Origin of the sequence: Psychroflexus montanilacus, from assembly GCF_020164535.1 — a bacterium.
GTDB lineage: Bacteria > Bacteroidota > Bacteroidia > Flavobacteriales > Flavobacteriaceae > Psychroflexus > Psychroflexus montanilacus.
Map to the genome: position 1 here is coordinate 621412 of NZ_JAIQZC010000001.1, position 17840 is coordinate 639251.

Sequence of the window (17840 nt, forward strand, 5' to 3'; positions counted from 1 at the left end):
AATTCATTCATTAGTTTTTTAGACTTTTGAGTCACTATATAAATTGATAAAATTACATTTAACTCCATGATAAAAAAATCACTCACCTTTTCAGATGAGTGACTGGATTCTATCGTTTTTTATTTTTTTATTAAAGTAAAATCAAAACTCCAAAGAATAAACTGGAAGTCCCAAGATTAAACCTGAAAGCATTTGACTTTTGCACATTGACATCATTTGTCTCTGTTCTTGAATTTGTGTAGCCCAGAGAACCAAAACTAGCCTGCAACAGGAAGCTATCTGAAATGCTATAGTTAACTCCTGGCCTCAAACCTATAAAAAAAGAATCTATATCAGACTCATTTTGGAATGAGCTGTTCGTAGTTTCACTATTGCCTCTAGTGTAACTTGTCTCTGCTTGTAGATTCAAAGCAAAATTTTCACTCAGAGGGAAGAATTTTTTAAGGTAAGGGGTAAAACTGATAGAATTGGTCTCACGAACCGAATTGATTAAATTCCCTTCTCTTGAGGTTTCGAATTTTAAATAGCTGTAACCTAGACCCAATCCTAAAACTAGATTATCCGACAAAGTATATCCAATTCTTGGCGATATACTAAAATTGACATTATCGTTTGTAGAATTACTTTCACTTGTACTCTCTATATTTTCTGTAAATAAAGAAAAGCTACCTTCAACAACCCAGGTCCCTTTTTCAATTTTAAAAAGATCTTCGTTCTCCTGAGCTGATAGTAGAGTTGTAAAAGTTAATAACAGAAGTGTAAATAGTTTTCTCATGATTTGTTAGTTTTTAAATTCAATGATATTTTCCAATTACTATGCCAAGCTTTTAATTTTCTTGGATGTAAACTCTTACCTCTTGCTCTTGCTCTTGCTCTAGCTACAACTCAATTCAAATTTTGGTCACTATAAATTCATATAAAAAGTTAATGAGAAACCTGTACTTATCTGTTCATAGCTACAATCGATTTTTGTAAGAATAAAATTAATTAAGATTCAAGTATTCAAAAGCTTTATGATTTATTTTACTATTATTGTTTGAAGGTTAATTTTTTTAACTAATCACATCTTACATATCTTCTATTATGAAATTTAGACTTTTATCACTATTACTTTTCTCGTTTTTATTTACAAAAGCACAAACTTCGTTTAAACCTGGTTATTTCATCTCGAATGGGAAGAAAACTGAGTGCCTTATTAAAGATGAAGACTGGAGAATAAATCCTGTTCAGTTTGAATATAAATTGATGGATACAAGTAAAGTTGAAGTGAGGAAGCTCTATAATACTTCAAGCTTTGGTATTTATAAAAAAAATAAGTTTATCAAGGAAACAGTTGAAATTGATCAATCCACTGACATTGATTTTAGAGTCAATTATAATAAAGAGCCAGAATTTGAAAAGAAAAAAGTTTTTCTAAGAATTCTGGTTGAGGGAAATGCAACACTCTTCAAGTATTCAGATAATTCGCTTACTAGGTTTTTTTATCAGGTCAATACCAAAAAGATTCAACCCCTGGTATATAAAAAATACCGGGTAACGACTAAGCCTAATGCTACAAACGATGGGTATACAAAAGTCAAAATGGCTGAAAATAATACTTATAAACAAGAGTTATTTAATAATGTCTTTTGTGATGATCTAGAGATTGATGATGTTGAAAAGCTTCAATATAAAGCTAAAGATCTTATAATTTATTTCAAAACCTTTAATTCTTGTAATGGTAATCAAATACAGTATTTTGAAACTAAAGAAAAGCGAAAATCTTTTAGTTTTTATTTAAAAGGCGCTCTAGATCGCAATGATGTTAGGGTAACAAATACTGTCAATGGTGGAAGGGATATTGATTTTGGCAAAAGTTTCAATTTTAGATATGGTGTTGAAGCGGAATTCATTCTTCCATTCAAAAACGATTCATGGAGTGTTTTTGTAGAGCCCACATACCACTCTTATAGTAATGAAGCATCACGTTTTAGTAGTATTCAAGTTGGTGAAACCTTAAATGCTGAGATTCAATATAAATCTCTCCAAGTCCCTCTTGGTGTTAGACGATATATTTATTTATCGAAGCAGACTCGTCTATTTTTTAATACTGCCATAGTTATGGATTTTAGTAAAAGTAACAATGTAAGTTTTACAAGACGAGACGGAAGTGCTGCTGGAGAAATCAAAAATATAGATATTCCTGTAAACTTTTTCTTAGGCGCAGGAGTTTTAGCATTTAATCGCTTGAGCTTAGAAACAAGAATTTATACAAGGAGAGGTATACTTGGTAATTTTGTATACTACTCAAACGCATCTGCAGTTTTAGGGTTTAAAATATTTTAATCTACAAATTGGCAATAAATTATTTCCTAAATAATGTAAGTATAAAATCAACTTTTACCTTTCCTTTTTTAAATGCAATTGATATTAAGATTCAAGTATTCAAAAGCTTTATGATTTATTTTACTATTATTGCTTAAAAGTTAATTTTTTTAACTAATCTACAAGATGTTTTCTATTATGAAATTTAGACTTTTATCTCTGCTGCTCTTCTCGTTTTTATTGACCAAGGCACAGACTTCGTTTAAACCTGGTTATTTCATCTCGAATGGAAAGAAAACTGAATGCCTTATTAAAGATGAAGACTGGAAAAATTCTCCCCGTGAATTTCAATACAAGTTAACTGAGGATAATGAAGTTTTAATGAGAGGTGTTTACAATACTAATGAATTTGGAATAAATAATAAACTTAAGTTTAAAAGTGCAACTGTAAACATTGACACGTCAACCGAAGTCACAAACCGACTGGATTATAATAAAGAACCAAAATTCAAAAAAGAACTAGTCTTCCTGAGGATACTGGTAACTGGTAAAGCCAGCTTATATGTCTACTCAACAAATTCTCTTACCAGATTTTTTTATCAGAAAGAGGAATCTGAAATAAAACCCTTGATTTATAAGAAGTATAAAGTAAGTGTAAGCGATAGTCCGCCAAATAATAACAAATCAAAATTGAAAATTGCAGAAAATCACGCTTATAAGCAAACTCTTTATAATACTTTGAATTGTGAAAATCAGACCATAAAAGACGCTGAAAGGCTGCAATATTCTTCAAAAGATTTAAAGGACTATTTCGTTGTCTATAATAACTGTAATGATCATAATTTGAGTTACCAGGAAATAAATGAAAAGAAAAAAAGCATACATCTCATCCTAAAAACAGGTATAAACTTTAATAATGTAAAGGTTACAAACACAGTTAATGGAGATAGAAATATAGACTTTGGGAGCGGTTCAGATTTTAGGTTTGGATTTGAAGCTGAACTTCTTCTGCCTTTTAAAAATAATAAATGGAGTGTTTTTTTAGAACCTACCTTTCATTCATACACTAACTCTGCCAGTAGGTTTGAGCCTAATGTAATTGGGGAGACTCTCAATGCTGAGATAACATATCAATCTATAGAATTACCCATAGGTGTTAGGCATACTATATTCTTAACCTCGAAAGTTCAACTTTTCTTAAATGCTGCTTTTGTTTTTGATTTTAGCAGAGATAATATCGTAACATTTACAAGAAAAGACGGTTCATTACTTAGTGAAATTAAAAATACAGAAATCCCGACCAATCTTTTCTTTGGGGTAGGGACACGAGTTTTTGATAGACTAAGTCTTGAAGCAAGAGTATACTCAAGACGTGGAATCTTAGGAAATTTTGTGAACTATTCCAACACAGCCATTGTTGTAGGATTTAGAGTTTTGTAACTGTGTTTAAAACAAACAGTTTGAAACTCATAAATCAACAATAGATAATCATAGGATTTATAATGCTAAAATTTTTATTATATAAATTAAAATACAAATCATGAAATTTCTCATCACTACACTTTTATTTTTTTCATTCATTAATTTATTTGCTCAAAACAATTTTTTTGAAGGTTACTACATCGATAATCGAAATGAAAAAATAAAAGGGTACATTTTAAACGAAAATTTCATAAAGCTTCCAGATTATATTGAATTTAAGAAAAATGAAAAAAGCGTTGTTGAAAAAATCTCAACTAAAAAAATTAAAGCTTTTGAGATTGATAAGAAAATTAAGTTCATAAAAAAAAATGTTAGTCTACAGCAGTCATCCAACAAAACAAATGAACTGACTAACTATAGAAATCCAGATTTAAAAACAGAAAATGTTTTTTTAAAAGTACTCGTTGAGGGTAAAGCAAATCTATATATGAATAACGATCAAGATAAAATCAAATTTTTCTTACAAGTTGATGAAGATAGTATTATACCTCTTATTTATAAACGCTACTATATTAAAAATAATCAAATAGCCGAAAATAATCAATACAAACAAGACTTAATGTTTAGAGTCAGTTGTGAATCTCTTTCAGATAAAGACTTTAATCTTACAAATTACAACCAGAAAGGACTATCAAAACTTGTTCAAAAATACAATACCTGTAAAAATGCAAATCAATTTATTTACGAAAAACCAAAATATTTTTCGTTTAATCTTGGTTTACGACTTGGTATTTTAAACCAAAAATTTGAAATAACTAATACAGTTAGAGATGAGTTTAGTTCAGACTTTGGAAGCAGTTTAAACTATAGGTTTGGATTTGAATTAGAATTTTCAATACAATCTTTAAAATTTAAACGTTGGTCTATATACATAGATCCTTCTTTTTCAACATATCAATCATCTGCCATGGTAAATAATGGAGACCCAAGAGAAATAACGTTAAATACTTTACAAGTTCCATTTGGAATAAGGTATTATATAAATACTAGCAGTTCAAATCACAAGTTTTTTGTAAATGCTTTTTTAGCAACAAACACTCCAATTGGTGAAAATGACATTAGAAATGTAAATTTAATGAGAGTTAAAATAAATTCACCTCATAGTTATTTAGGAGCTGGTATAGGTTATAGATTTAAAGAGAGACTTAGTATAGAAATTAGAACAGATACTTCTCAGGATTTTCTAGATGAGTTGTTTGGATATAACTCAAAATTTCAATCTAATTTTGCGTTTGTATTTGGTTACAACTTTTTATAATTCATATAATAATTTTATGTTTATGAAGTTAATTTTTTTTATATTACCCCTATTCATTTGTTTTAGTACCTCAGCTCAGGTCTCTTTCAAGGAGGGCTATTACGTTAACAACTCCAATGATACTATCGCAGGGCTAATGAAAGACTATGACTGGAACCAAAATCCAGCAGAAATCCTATTCAAAAAGAATGAAACGGGTTTGGAACGAAAACTAAAACCTAAAGACATACTAGGCTTTGGGATTAAAGACAAGGTGATGTATTCTTCCAGAGAAGTACAGCTGGATCAATCTGAAGACGATATCAATAAATTAAGTGTGACACGATTACCAGATTATAAAGTTGAACGTGTATTTCTTAAGGTTTTAGAAAAGGGAAAAGCCAGTCTGTTTGAGTACAGAACAGAAACCAATACTCGATTTTACTTTGAAACTGATTCCAGAGACATTGAGATGTTGATTTTCAAAAAATACTTAGATCAAAACTCAAAAGTTAGAGAAAATAATAACTTTAGACAACAATTACTCAATAATCTGAGTGCCTGTGACGAACTGTCGACATCAAGCTTCAAAAACTTAAATTATAAGGAAAAAGACCTCAGACGCCTGATTTTTAAATACAATACCTGCAGCGGAAAATTAGAATTCAGTCAACAGGAGAAGAAAAGAAAAAAGAATTTCAATATCTCACTTCGGCCAGGTTTCCAGTTGGGGAATTTTACGGTTGCAAACAATGCCGGTCGAGAATTCGACTTTGAGCAAGAATCAAGTTTTACTTTTGGTATTGAACTAGAATACATCTTACCTTTTGATAAGAATAGATGGCGTCTCATCCTGGAACCCACCTATCAATCTTTTTCTTCTCAAAAAGAATTTCTTGTACAAGACTTTTTACGGCGAAGTGGTGAGGTAACTTATACCTCTATCGATCTTCCTATCGGACTGAGGTACTATTCATATATAAATCAAAACCATCAAATTTTCCTTAATTCTGGTGTCAATTTTGGGTTTAATGTTGGAGATAACGAATTGAAAGCAGATTTTGTCCCTTCTATAACAAAGCTTAACCATCTTTTGAGTCCGTTCATAGGCTTAGGCTACAAATTCAAACAAAAATTCAGTGCAGAAATAAGATTTACCTTCCCAAGAGATTTACTTTACAGAGAGGTTTATAACACCTCCAACCAAAAAGCAAGACTCACGACACTAGCGTTCATGATAGGTTACAAGGTATTTTAAAGTCAAAGTGAATTTTTTCTTTTGATTTTGTGAAAAGTAAACTTTAAAATCTTTCGATATCACTAGCTTCAAACCTTGATTCAAATTAATGTTTCGTCTTGGTCTTATCGTTCACTGAAAATTATGAATTCTATTTAAAAGAGTTTAGTTCACCTGAAATAGAAAAGTTATACATGTTAGTAACCAGCCGCCTGCCCGTCCACTCTTGACTCGGATGCACCATAGTAAATTCCCTTATCGTGATCTCTCATAATGCCCTGATACCTTCCAAAGAAACTGTTCCCTACTTCCACCTTATGACCTTTGGCTCGAAGTTGACGAACGACTTCATAAGGAATTCCAGATTCTAAATTCACCTGACCAGTTGTTTCCAATTGGTCTGTAACCTTACCCGTAGGTGTTGAAGAACCAGAATGATCCCACCGCGCGGCATCTCCTGCTTCCTGAATATTCATACCAAAATCAATAATATTGGTCAGAATACTCACATGACCAATAGGCTGATAAGCACCACCCATATTGCCATAACTAAAGAAGGGTTTACCGTCCTTCATTACAAAACCTGGAATGATGGTATGAAATGGGCGTTTACCAGGAGCGTAAACATTAGGATGCTTGGGATCGGTGGAAAATAATTCTCCTCTATTTTGAAAGCTAAAGCCAAGTCCCGGCACGACGAAGCCTGTACCCATACCTCTAAAGTTACTTTGTATCAAAGACACCATATTACCTTCACTATCTGCCGTTGTTAAGTAGACAGTATCGCCGTCTTCAATAACGTCTACACCAGTACTCGCATCTTTCATGGCGGTTTCACCGATGAGTTGTCTGCGTTCAGCAGCATAATCTTTAGACAGCAAAATATCATAAGGCACGTTCTGAAAATCTGGATCGGCGTAATGTTTAGCTCTGTCTTCGTAGACCAATTTTTTAGCTTCTATAAAGGCATGTAAGGTTTCTGCGGTTCCGTAGCCCATCGAAGACAAGTCGTAGCCTTCCAGGATATTCAGCATTTGCAAAACTGCTGTTCCCTGCACATTACCTCCTACCTGATAGACATCGTAACCTCTGTAATTGGTCGTAACTGGTTCAATCCACTCCGACGTATGATTCTCTAAATCTTCATAGCGTAAATAGCCATCATTTTCTTTCATCCATTTATCAATATTTTTAGCGATCTCACCTTTATAAAAAGCATCTCTCCCTTTTTTGGCTAATATCCTCAATGTATTTCCAAGATCAGGGTTTTTAAAAATCTCTCCCTTTTGAGGGCCTCTGCCATCAAAAGTAAACGTACTCTCAAAGGCTCCAGGCTGGTCTTTCAAAAACGGCACACTACTTCTCCATCGCATAGAAATTGCTTCAGTCACTGGAAATCCATTTTCAGCATAATCAATTGGAGACTTCAGAATCTCTTTCATGGATAAAGAACCAAATTTTTTATGAAGCTCAAACCAGCCATCTACTGCTCCTGGAACAGAAACAGATAATAAATGATAAGGCGGTATGCTTTTTTTATCAATTTGATCTAGTTCATTTAATAAATCATCATAAGATAGACCTAACGGTGAGCGTCCACTGGCATTAATGGCATATAACTTCTGACTTTTCTCATGCAAGATGATTGCAAATAAGTCTCCCCCTATTCCATTTCCAGTGGGTTCCATAAGTCCAGTTGCCGCATTGGCGGCAATAGCGGCATCAATGGCATTACCACCTTGCTTTAAAATATCCAATCCTATCTGAGTCGCCAAAGGATGACTAGTGGCCACCATACCATGTTGTCCAATCACCTCAGATCTGGAGGCGAAATTGAGTCCGTTAGCTTCTCTGTCGGGTTGAGCCAAAAGAGGCATTGTAGTAATCAGGCATGTGATAAATGAAAATACTGAAAGTCTAAATGATGATATCATATTTATATTTTTGTTGAATTGTCATATTACATGCCTAAAACTAATCAATTTTAAATTTAAATAGCTACGAACCTGTTACCGGTTTCGGGATCAAATCACAAAACCAAAATCCAGTGTCATAGGGATCATACGCGGCTTTATCATCAATGTCTTTAGCTTTACCTTTAGAATTTGCAGGTGTATACGTCTTATAAACGATTTCTCCCACTTCAAATTCAATCGGGTGTCTAAAAATAGGCCCATCAAAAACAAACGTATGGAACTCTCCGTTTTCTCCACAAGGATCTACAGTTGCAGGTAACTCCTTTAAAAAATCATCGTCGATGACTCTGCCCACAAAACTCTTTTCGAGGTACTTCTCATTCACACAGGTCGTTATCGTCTTGAATCCCAAATCCAGAAATTCTCTGATGATGTGGTGTGTAGGAATCTTCCAAAGGGGGAACATGGCTTTCAGATTAAAAGCATTGAGCTGACTTTCTTTATATTTTCGTAAATCTTCCAAAAAAATATCGCCGTAAACTGAAGCGGTTGCTCCCTTAACTTTTAAATCATTTAGAGTTGTTGCCATCATTTGGTCATAAACTTCCATACTTGGCATTTCTGGCAGTTGAAGTTTCACCAAAGGCAAGTCAAGACTTTTTGCCTGAGCCTCCAGCAAATCCACTCTCACGCCATGCATAGAAATACGTTGAAAATGCTTATTGATATTTGTCAGCAAGCACATAATTTCGTGTTCTTGCGCCTGTAATAGCTTGTATAAAGCTAAGGCAGAGTCCTTACCTCCACTCCAATTGACTATGGTTTTTTCTTTCAACTTATATCCTATTTACATTTTTAATTGATAATAATTAAATGTTTGAGAATTTACTCATAAAAATAGGAATTCGTCACTTTAACATGCCAAAACTATTATATTTGTTAGCAAATCATTCTTATCTTTATCCTATGAAAGCTCTCGTCCTTCGGCTTAGTATCATTCTTTTTTGCATCCAATCTTTTGCTCAAGTTCAATTCAAAGAAGGACACTATATCACAACTAAAGGAGATACAATTAAAGGCTTGATTAAAGATTACGACTGGAATGATAATCCAGAAAAAGTCACCTTCAAAAGTAAAACATCTAATTCTGAAAAGAACTTTAGACCAGAAGACATCGCTGGTTTTGAGATTTATAATAAAGTTAAATATACTTCAAGCTTTATAGATACGGATATATCAAGAGACGATATGTCTAGGTTAAATAATTCGAGGCTACCCATTTTTGATAAAAAACATCTGTTTTTAAAAGTTATTGTAGAAGGTAAAGCGAGTCTTTACAAACATTCAAGCACATATAATACACGATATTATTACGAAAAAAACGGTAGTAATCTAAAAATGCTGATATATAAGAAGTATTTAAATAACGACAATAAAATTGATGAAAACAATAATTTCAGACAACAGCTTCTTAATAATTTGAAATGTGATGAATTGTCTAAATCTCAGTTTGCAAGTTTAAAATATACTGAAAAGGACTTAAGAAAAATAATTTCTAAATACAACGCCTGCTTTGATCATGAAACTTATAGTTTTCATGAGCAAAAAAGAAAACAGTCTTTCTTTATTTCAATTCGTCCTGGAGTTCAGATGGCTTCAATAAAGATTGACAACACAGTAACAAATGAAAAAATTGATTTTGATGATGAAGTAAGCTTTAGAATAGGTTTAGAATTTGAGTATATCTTACCTTTTAACAATAATAAATGGTCGGTTATTGTAGAGCCAACCTATCAAAATTATTCAACAACGAAAGTGGATTTGATTCAGCGCTTTTTAGAAAGAACAAGAGAAGTTAATTATTCATCCATTGAATTTCCAATTGGTGCAAGATATTATGCATTTCTAAACGAAAACCATCAACTTTTTGGGAATGGGGGAATTGTTCTTGATTATGCAATAGGTGATGAGCATGTAGTTGATGAAAGAAGTCAAACCATAAATTTTGACAAGTCTTTTAATCCTTATATTGGAATTGGATATAGGTTCAGGAAGGATTTCTCTTTAGAAATTAGATATCAAACTTTCAGAGGGTTGTTCAGTGGTCGCAATTCAAACTTGAAAGCCAACTATTCTTCAATTGGAGTTATTGCTGGATACCGTTTCTTTTAAATAGTTCTTTAAAAATCGCTTTATTCGTACATTAAAAAGAAACTCTTTACACTCAAAAACAAGCAGAATAAAACAATCAAAAGTCCCATCACATTTTGGACCCATGTGTTCTTATGTTTTCCCATCAAATTTTGGTTTGAAACAATAATCAGCAAAATAATGGCTATAAAGGGAAGTAAAATCGCATTACTGACTTGAGCAATTTGAATCAGTTCGATTGGGTTAATTCCTAAAGAAGAAAATACTACGCCTAGCGCTAAAATCAATCGCCAGGTCCATTTGAATTTGGGATGCGACTTAACTATCTTCCAGCCCAAACAACCTTTCAGGACATAAGCTGCTGCCAGAGCAGCGGTCAAAGTCGAGGTGATTCCTGCGGCAAAAAAACCAAAGCCCAGCAAATACTTAGCATACACGCCATACAAAGGCTCCAGCGTTTCAGCCATGTCCAATATGGAAAGCAGTTCCTCCTTTGGCAGTCTGGACGCAGAAACCACAACAGCAATGGACACCAACCCACCAAGTCCAATAGCTATGGCGGAATCTAATTTAGCTAATTTCAAGCCTTTCAAACCCTGCCATTTTTCCTGAACAATGGAGGAATGCAGGAATAAATTATAAGGCACAATCGTGGTTCCTACAATCGCTAAAACCGTCGTGAGAGAGTCTGAAGGCATTTTAAAAAGGAATACACCTTTTAATAAAGCTAAATAATCGGGTTGAGTGATTAAGGCTGTGGTCAGAAACGACAAACTCATCAATACCACTAAAACGATCAACACCTTTTCTATTTTTTTATAACTGTTCAAATTCAGAATAAAGAAGCAAATCACCCCAATAATAAGTGGCAAATAATCCAACTGAAAATCACCTAAACTAATTTGCGTTTTTGCATAAATCACCGAAAATCCCATCACCGCTCCACTGATGTTTCCGGCTTCATAGGCTGCATTACCAAACACAATAGCAACCACCACCAGGAACATCAATAAAGCTTTCAAGAAGGGCTGATTCACGATGTCCCGCATAGCGGTTCCTAAGTCTTTTTGAGTGACCAGACCCACTTTAGCCGACATGTTTTGCAAAACAATAGTGGCGATAATCGATAAGACCAGGGCCCAAATCAAATCGGTTCCAAACCTGACGCCGGCAATAGAACAGATGGTAATGGTACCAGGTCCAATGAAGGCCGCTGCCACAAAAGTTCCTGGCCCAAAATAAGAGGTGAGTTTTTTGATCATTCAGGGCGCTTTTCTAAAGCATAAATGGCAAAGGTTCCAAGCCAGTGCGAGCCTTCATAGGTATCCCCAAATAAATTGGGATAGGCTTTACTAAAATGCTGATCGCCAATGGTTTTCAAATGATAAAAAGCTTCATAAGTATCGGCCAGTTCGTAGAGATTCCAGGCTCTGCTAAAATTAAGTCCATCGAGATGTACCAACTTGCCATCGCTCCGATCACTCACTTCTGCGACATCCAGAGAGAAATATTTTGAAAATAAACCCGGCATAAAGTCTTTGGCCCAGGTTTGAAATTCATTTTCAGGCAAAATTTTGGCCATCAGAGCTGCCTCTTCCAAACACGGCGATAAGAAGTCATATCCGCTTGGCTCCCACTCTAAGGGACAATTTTTATCCTCAAGGTAAAATTCTTTAGATCTTTTAATGATAAGAGATTTTAATTCATCCTTCTTAAATTCTTCAGCGTAATCTAAAGTTAACGACAACCCAAAAGCTGTATTGGGATGTTCTCCAACTCGAATCGGGTAGACCAGTTTTGGTAAAAACTCTATCATTTTATCCTCCAACACCTCCACCAACGGCATTAAGTTAGTAAGCCATTTTTGAGCGTCGGGATCATCCCAGGTTTTTAATTCTTTAGCCAGCGTAAACAACCAGGCCCAGCCATAAGTGCGCTCAAAATTTTGATTGTGTTCATTTTCGAAAAACTCGATTTCGGTTTGAATGTTGTCTTCAGTAAGCCTTTCAGACAAGGCACTTCTTATACTGTCTGCCTGTTTCAGTTCTGGAAAATCTTTTAATAATTTCACCAAGGACCACTGACTGTGAACGGCTGAATGCCAGTCGAAGCAGCCGTAAAAAGCCGGGCGTAAGGCTTTAGGTCTGGCTAAATCGTCTTCAGATCCCAACACCTGACCTAATTTGTTTGGAAACTCCTGGGTAATACATTTCAGGGGAAGTTCAGCTAATTCTTTCGCTTCTTCAGCACCAAATTCAGGAAAAACTTTATTTTCAAAAGGCGATTTACTGCCTCCTTTACGTGCTGGAGAATCCTTACAACTCCAAAACAACAAAGGCAGTAAAAAGAGTAGAGTCCATTTCATAAATTTTTATTTTGGCCAACAAGTTAAGCAAACCTAGTTATTCTTTCAAACCTGAAATTTGCTCTCTCCTTGCTATTTAGTGACCATATAACCTGTATACACCACAAAACCCACCAGTAAAATCAAAGCTTCCCACCGATCCAGGCGTTTAGCTTTCCCGCTAAACATAGCGATAAATAAGAATAAAGTAGCGCCAGCCAGGAGATACATCTCAAAATTAAACGATGAATTATAGGCAATAGGATGGATCAAAGCACTTATGGGTACAATCAATAAAACGTTGAAAATATTGGAACCAATCACGTTACCAATGGCAATATCTGCGTTTTTCTTGAGGGCAGCGACAACAGAAGTGACGAGCTCGGGCAAGGAAGTTCCTGCAGCCACAATGGTTAAACCTATGACTTTTTCACTCACGCCAAACTGAAGCGCAATATCAGTAGCATTAGTTACCACCAGATGACCACCATACACCAAGCCTGCCAGACCAAAAACAATCAGTAATGTCAGTTTCAAATTGGACATCACAACCGCAGGAGTGGCCTCTACAGTCGATTCCTTGGAAAGTCCTTTGTAGATATAGAACATAAAACCAGCAAAGAGAACCAGAAGGATAATCGCATCTAGTCTGGAAACCAAGCCAGTTTCATTTTCAAAAAAAGAATTGGATAACACATATAAAACGACGACGACTGCCAAAGAAATCGGAATTTCTATCCACACCATACTTTTTTGAACAATGATGGGCTTAATCAAAGCAACAATCCCCAAAATCATCATCAGGTTAAACAAATTACTTCCTAAAACATTTCCCAAAATCAAGTCAGATTGCCCCTTTACAGAAGCCACCGAACTCACAACCAATTCTGGTGCAGAGGTTCCAAAGGCTACAATCGTTAGTCCGATAGCAAGATCGGACATCTTTAATCGCCTGGCAAGCGCAGATGAGCCTTTCACCAAAGCATCGGCACCAAAAATCAGCAAGACAAAACCAAGAATCACCAATAGTATTTCGAATAACATCCTTTGAATTTTAAAGTAAATGTAGCTTGTATTTTTGTTATAAACCCACTGCAAAAAATAATTAGAAGCCTTTTTCTTACATTTATCAAAAAAAGATTTATGTCTAAAATAGCACTCATTACGGGAGCCACCAGCGGCATCGGACGAGCTACCGCCAAACGATTCGCACAAGATCACTTCAAACTTATCCTTTGTGGACGACGCCAGGACCGTCTGGAAAAACTGCAATCAGAACTATCCTCTCAAACTGATGTCACTACGCTCAACTTCGATGTGAGGGATCAACAAGCAGTTAACCAAGCCTTGGAGTCTTTGCCTTCAGAATTCAAAAACATTCAGATTCTCATCAATAATGCAGGCAACGCACACGGCTTAGATTATATCCAGAACGGCTCTACGACCGACTGGGACGCTATGCTGGACATCAACGTCAAAGGCTTGCTTTACGTTTCACAGCCCATCATTCAGACCATGATCCAAAACCAAGACGGACATATTATCAATATTGGTTCTACGGCGGGCAAGGAAGTCTATCCCAAAGGCAACGTGTATTGCGCTAGCAAGCACGCCGTAGATGCCATCAATCAAGGTATGCGCTTGGATTTGAATGAGCACGGCATCCGCGTGGGCGCCATCAATCCAGGCCTGGTCGAAACCGAATTTAGCAAAGTCAGGTTCAAAGGAGACAAGGATCGTGCGGATCAGGTGTATAAAGGCTTTAAAGCCCTCCAACCCGAGGACATCGCCGATATTATTCACTTTACCGTCACCCGCCCCTACCACGTCAACATCGCCGATTTGGTCGTCATGTCCACCGCACAGGCCAGTAGCACTATCGTCAAAAAGGAACTCTAATTTCTTTTGATTTTAGGGGAAGTTAACCTGAAAGTTTCACGATATCACTAGCTTACAACTTTCAAGTTAACTTTGTGCTGGGATCCGAAGTGCACGGTAAATTAAGGTATCAGGTTTACACTAGTTTTTTGCGTTCATCTGAAGCCTTTCAAATCCTATTTTTTTTGGCAATAGGGACATATGTTTTTAGTTGAAGTCTATAAGTTGTAAAGCGAACTCAGCGCCTATGCGCAAATTAATGAGGGTTTCAGATGCCAAGGCGGTTCCAAATAAAGAAACGAGATCCAGTCCCGCTAAGGACTGTTATCGGTAAAACCTAAACCAACATAAAAGCCTTTTGCACTAGGTACAATCCATGGGTTTTTGCAATGCCTATAAAGCAAAGATAGTTTTAGATACCAGGGCGATGCCCCTTTGAGTTGTTTTCAACTCATGTTTTTATTAAGATTTTAGGGCGCTGCCCTTTAATAGTAAAACCGCTTTAGTTTTACAAATAGTTGAGAACAAAACTTAGAATAGGGGCGTTAGCCCTGTAATATTATTAGAAGATGTGATCCCAGTTCATCAAGGGGCGTAGCCCTGACATCTTTTTTACTGTTTGGTGATGCGACGCTAGGAGCATTGTATCGAGAACTGAGTTTTAGTTCTTCTTGAATAAGCTCTCGATAAAAATCAACTTGGTTTTTTCGTCAAAAATCAAGTCGATTCACTCGAGCTGACATGACAACAAAAAATAATCTCAGTCGATTTTTTTACATTCATAGTATCAAATGATATTATCATAAATACATCAACCTCTCACACAATTTTATCAATTCCTTACCAAGCTATTTGCTGCGTCCTCTTAACTTTGCAAAAAAAATATAGCATGAGCACCTCCATACAAGACCTTGAACCAAAAGCGATCTGGAAACACTTTTCAGCCCTCAACGGCGTGCCGAGAGCTTCCAAAAAAGAAGAGCGCGTCATCAAATTCATGATGCAGTTCGGGAAATCTTTAGGTTTGGAGACGCTTCAGGATAATGTGGGTAACGTCATTATCAAGAAGCCCGCCACTTCAGGGATGGAAGACCGTAAAATCACGGTTTTGCAATCTCATTTGGATATGGTGCATCAAAAAAATAACGATACCCAGTTTGATTTTGACACGGAGGGCATCAAGATGTATGTGGATGGCGACTGGGTAAAAGCAAACGGCACCACCCTTGGAGCCGACAACGGACTAGGAGTCGCCACCATCATGGCGATTTTGGAAAGCGATGATATTCCGCATCCTGCACTCGAAGCCTTGTTTACCATTGATGAAGAAACGGGAATGACGGGTGCCAAAGAGTTGGACAATAGTATTTTGGATGGAGAAATTTTGCTGAATCTCGATACTGAGGAAGATGATGAAATCGGGATTGGATGTGCTGGTGGAGTAGATTTGACCGCTACCCGATTTTATATTGAAGAATCGATTCCAGAAAACTCTTTGGCATACAGACTAAAGCTAAATGGCCTGCAGGGTGGACATTCCGGTATGGACATCATTAAAGGTTTGGCCAATGCGAATGTATTGATGAATCGTCTGTTGTACACAGGCTATACGACAGTCAATTCTAGAGTGGCAAGTATAGAAGGCGGCGGACTTCGAAATGCTATTCCTCGTGAAAGTGAAGCGGTTGTGGTATTACATCAAGATCATAAAACCAAGTTTGAGGACACCTTACATCGCGTGTTCCATGAAATCAAATCTGAATTTGCCAGTCTAGAACCCGAGATGAAGTTTCATTTGGAGGAAACCAAATTACCTACAAAACTTATGAGTAGCGATGTGCAGGATGCGTTTTTAAAATCCATTTACGCCGCTCATAACGGCGTTTACCGAATGAGTCCAGATATTGATGGCTTGGTTGAAACCTCCAACAATATCGCTAAAATATCACTGGGTGGAGGAAAAATTGAAGTCTTATGCCTGACCAGATCATCCGTCACCTCTTCCAAAGAGGATTTGGTCAATTCCCTGTCCTCAGCTTTCGATTTGGCTGGATTTCAAGTCAATTTATCTGGAGATTATCCAGGCTGGGCGCCAGATCCTTCTTCAGAAATATTAAAAGTCGTTGACCGGATTTATCAGGAACAAAATCAAGAAAAAGCGCATGTAGCGGCTTGCCACGCTGGTTTAGAATGTGGTATCCTGGGCAGCCACTATCCAAACATTGACATGATTTCCTTTGGCCCTACCATTCGTGGAGCCCATTCACCAGACGAACGCGCCAGCATTTCTAGTACTCAGAAATTCTGGAAACTGACGAAAGAGGTGTTGAAACAGATTCCGAAAAAGTAGTCCTCCCCTAGCCCCTCCAAAGGAGGGGAATTTAGCGTAGCGGAATCAAGAATCTCTTTATAACTGTCATTCTGAATGAAATGAAGAATCTCAAGTATCGAAAAGCATTAAAGATTCGATATGAAAAGATTCCTCCGTCGTCGGAATGAGACTCGGGATTGTCATTCTGAATGCAGTGAAACGGAATGAAGAATCTTAACTATCGAAAAACTCTAATGAATCCAATGATGAAAAGATTCCTCGTCGAAGCAAAAAAGCTTCTCTGTCGGAATGACAAGCATCACTGTCATTCAGAGGGAGACTTTAGTCGACTGATGAATCTCAATTGACGAAAAGCATTAAGAAATTCCATATAAAAAAGATTCCTCGTCGTTTCTCTTCCCTCGGAATGACACTCAGCATTGTCATTCAGAAGGAGACTACAGTAGACTGATGAATCTCAATTGTCTAAAAGCATTGAAGAAACTCAGTGATGAAAAGATTCCTCCATAAGTCGGAATGACACTCAAATTTCATTATTCAAAAACCTCCAATTTGGATTAAACTCTTCAATCAAAGCTTCCTTTTTCGATCTTCTGTAACCTTTAATTTGCTTTTCGCGATCAATAGCTTGGTTTATATCTGGAAAGTGCTCGTAATAAATCATGTAATAACATCTATATTTAGTTGTAAAAGCTTTAGAAAACGCAGTTGGGTTTTTATGAAAATAAAGTCTTACTTTCAAATCATTTGTAACTCCTGTATACAATACAGTTTTACTTTTATTGGTTAAAATATAGACGTAGTAATTATGTGTTCCTAGAGTTTTCAACTGACCTATTTAAATACAACACCATCTAAATTAATAAAAAAACTATTATCGCCGGAATGACAAGCATCACTGTCATTCTGAATGAAATGAAGAATCTCAACTATCGAAAAGCATTAAAGATTCGATTTAA

Annotated in this window: 14 protein-coding genes; 7 read left to right on the forward strand and 7 right to left on the reverse strand. The window is 36.0% G+C overall.

What is annotated here, in order from left to right; genetic code table 11:
• Positions 1–130 precede the first annotated feature (130 nt).
• The gene (locus tag LB454_RS02880; protein ID WP_224462942.1) at positions 131–775 is read right to left on the reverse strand and encodes a porin family protein; all 645 of its coding nucleotides are present in this window, start codon (positions 773–775) and stop codon (positions 131–133) included.
• Positions 776–1083: 308 nt separating this feature from the next.
• Here LB454_RS02880 and LB454_RS02885 point away from each other — a divergent pair, with 308 nt between their 5' ends.
• From LB454_RS02885 to LB454_RS02900, 4 genes are all read left to right on the forward strand, one after another.
• Positions 1084–2325: a hypothetical protein gene (locus LB454_RS02885; protein WP_224462944.1), complete on the forward strand. Its 1242-nt coding sequence runs from the start codon at positions 1084–1086 to the stop codon at positions 2323–2325.
• Positions 2326–2502: 177 nt separating this feature from the next.
• Positions 2503–3744 carry an outer membrane beta-barrel protein gene (locus LB454_RS02890; RefSeq protein WP_224462947.1) on the forward strand — a complete coding sequence of 414 codons (1242 nt, stop codon included), beginning with the start codon at positions 2503–2505 and terminating at the stop codon, positions 3742–3744.
• A gap of 100 nt (positions 3745–3844) precedes the next feature.
• Positions 3845–5044 (forward strand): PorT family protein, encoded by a 1200-nt coding sequence (locus LB454_RS02895; RefSeq protein ID WP_224462949.1) that lies wholly within the window; start codon positions 3845–3847, stop codon positions 5042–5044.
• A 22-nt stretch (positions 5045–5066) separates the two neighbouring features.
• Complete coding sequence (locus LB454_RS02900) at positions 5067–6281, forward strand: outer membrane beta-barrel protein (RefSeq protein WP_224462952.1); 1215 nt, start codon at positions 5067–5069, stop codon at positions 6279–6281.
• A gap of 176 nt (positions 6282–6457) precedes the next feature.
• Here LB454_RS02900 and ggt read toward each other — a convergent pair whose 3' ends face one another.
• Together ggt and LB454_RS02910 are read right to left on the reverse strand one after the other, a co-directional pair.
• Positions 6458–8194, reverse strand: a complete 1737-nt coding sequence (ggt, locus tag LB454_RS02905) for a gamma-glutamyltransferase (protein WP_224462953.1) — start codon at positions 8192–8194, stop codon at positions 6458–6460.
• 64 nt (positions 8195–8258) lie between these two features.
• The gene (locus LB454_RS02910) at positions 8259–9011 is read right to left on the reverse strand and encodes a Dph6-related ATP pyrophosphatase (protein WP_224462954.1); all 753 of its coding nucleotides are present in this window, start codon (positions 9009–9011) and stop codon (positions 8259–8261) included.
• Positions 9012–9142: 131 nt separating this feature from the next.
• Between LB454_RS02910 and LB454_RS02915 the strand changes: the two genes are divergently transcribed.
• Complete coding sequence (locus LB454_RS02915; protein WP_224462955.1) at positions 9143–10348, forward strand: porin family protein; 1206 nt, start codon at positions 9143–9145, stop codon at positions 10346–10348.
• A gap of 20 nt (positions 10349–10368) precedes the next feature.
• On the opposite strand, the gene LB454_RS02920 is transcribed toward LB454_RS02915, so the two are convergent.
• From LB454_RS02920 to LB454_RS02930, 3 genes are all read right to left on the reverse strand, one after another.
• Entirely contained in the window at positions 10369–11589 is a 1221-nt protein-coding gene (locus LB454_RS02920; protein ID WP_224462956.1) for an Nramp family divalent metal transporter, read from the reverse strand.
• A complete protein-coding gene (locus LB454_RS02925) occupies positions 11586–12692 on the reverse strand; it encodes a DUF2891 domain-containing protein (protein ID WP_224462957.1) in 1107 nt (368 codons plus the stop codon). Before LB454_RS02925 ends, LB454_RS02920 begins: the two co-directional genes overlap by 4 nt.
• 72 nt (positions 12693–12764) lie before the next feature.
• Positions 12765–13715, reverse strand: a complete 951-nt coding sequence (locus LB454_RS02930; RefSeq protein ID WP_224462958.1) for a calcium/sodium antiporter — start codon at positions 13713–13715, stop codon at positions 12765–12767.
• Positions 13716–13814: 99 nt separating this feature from the next.
• Between LB454_RS02930 and LB454_RS02935 the strand changes: the two genes are divergently transcribed.
• Both LB454_RS02935 and LB454_RS02940 read left to right on the forward strand, forming a co-directional pair.
• Positions 13815–14570 (forward strand): SDR family NAD(P)-dependent oxidoreductase, encoded by a 756-nt coding sequence (locus LB454_RS02935; protein WP_224462967.1) that lies wholly within the window; start codon positions 13815–13817, stop codon positions 14568–14570.
• Between the two features lie 868 nt (positions 14571–15438).
• Entirely contained in the window at positions 15439–16899 is a 1461-nt protein-coding gene (locus LB454_RS02940) for an aminoacyl-histidine dipeptidase (RefSeq protein ID WP_224462969.1), read from the forward strand.
• Positions 16900–17404: 505 nt separating this feature from the next.
• Here LB454_RS02940 and LB454_RS02945 read toward each other — a convergent pair.
• Positions 17405–17710 (reverse strand): GIY-YIG nuclease family protein, encoded by a 306-nt coding sequence (locus tag LB454_RS02945; RefSeq protein ID WP_224462971.1) that lies wholly within the window; start codon positions 17708–17710, stop codon positions 17405–17407.
• Between the last annotated feature and the right edge of the window lie 130 nt (positions 17711–17840).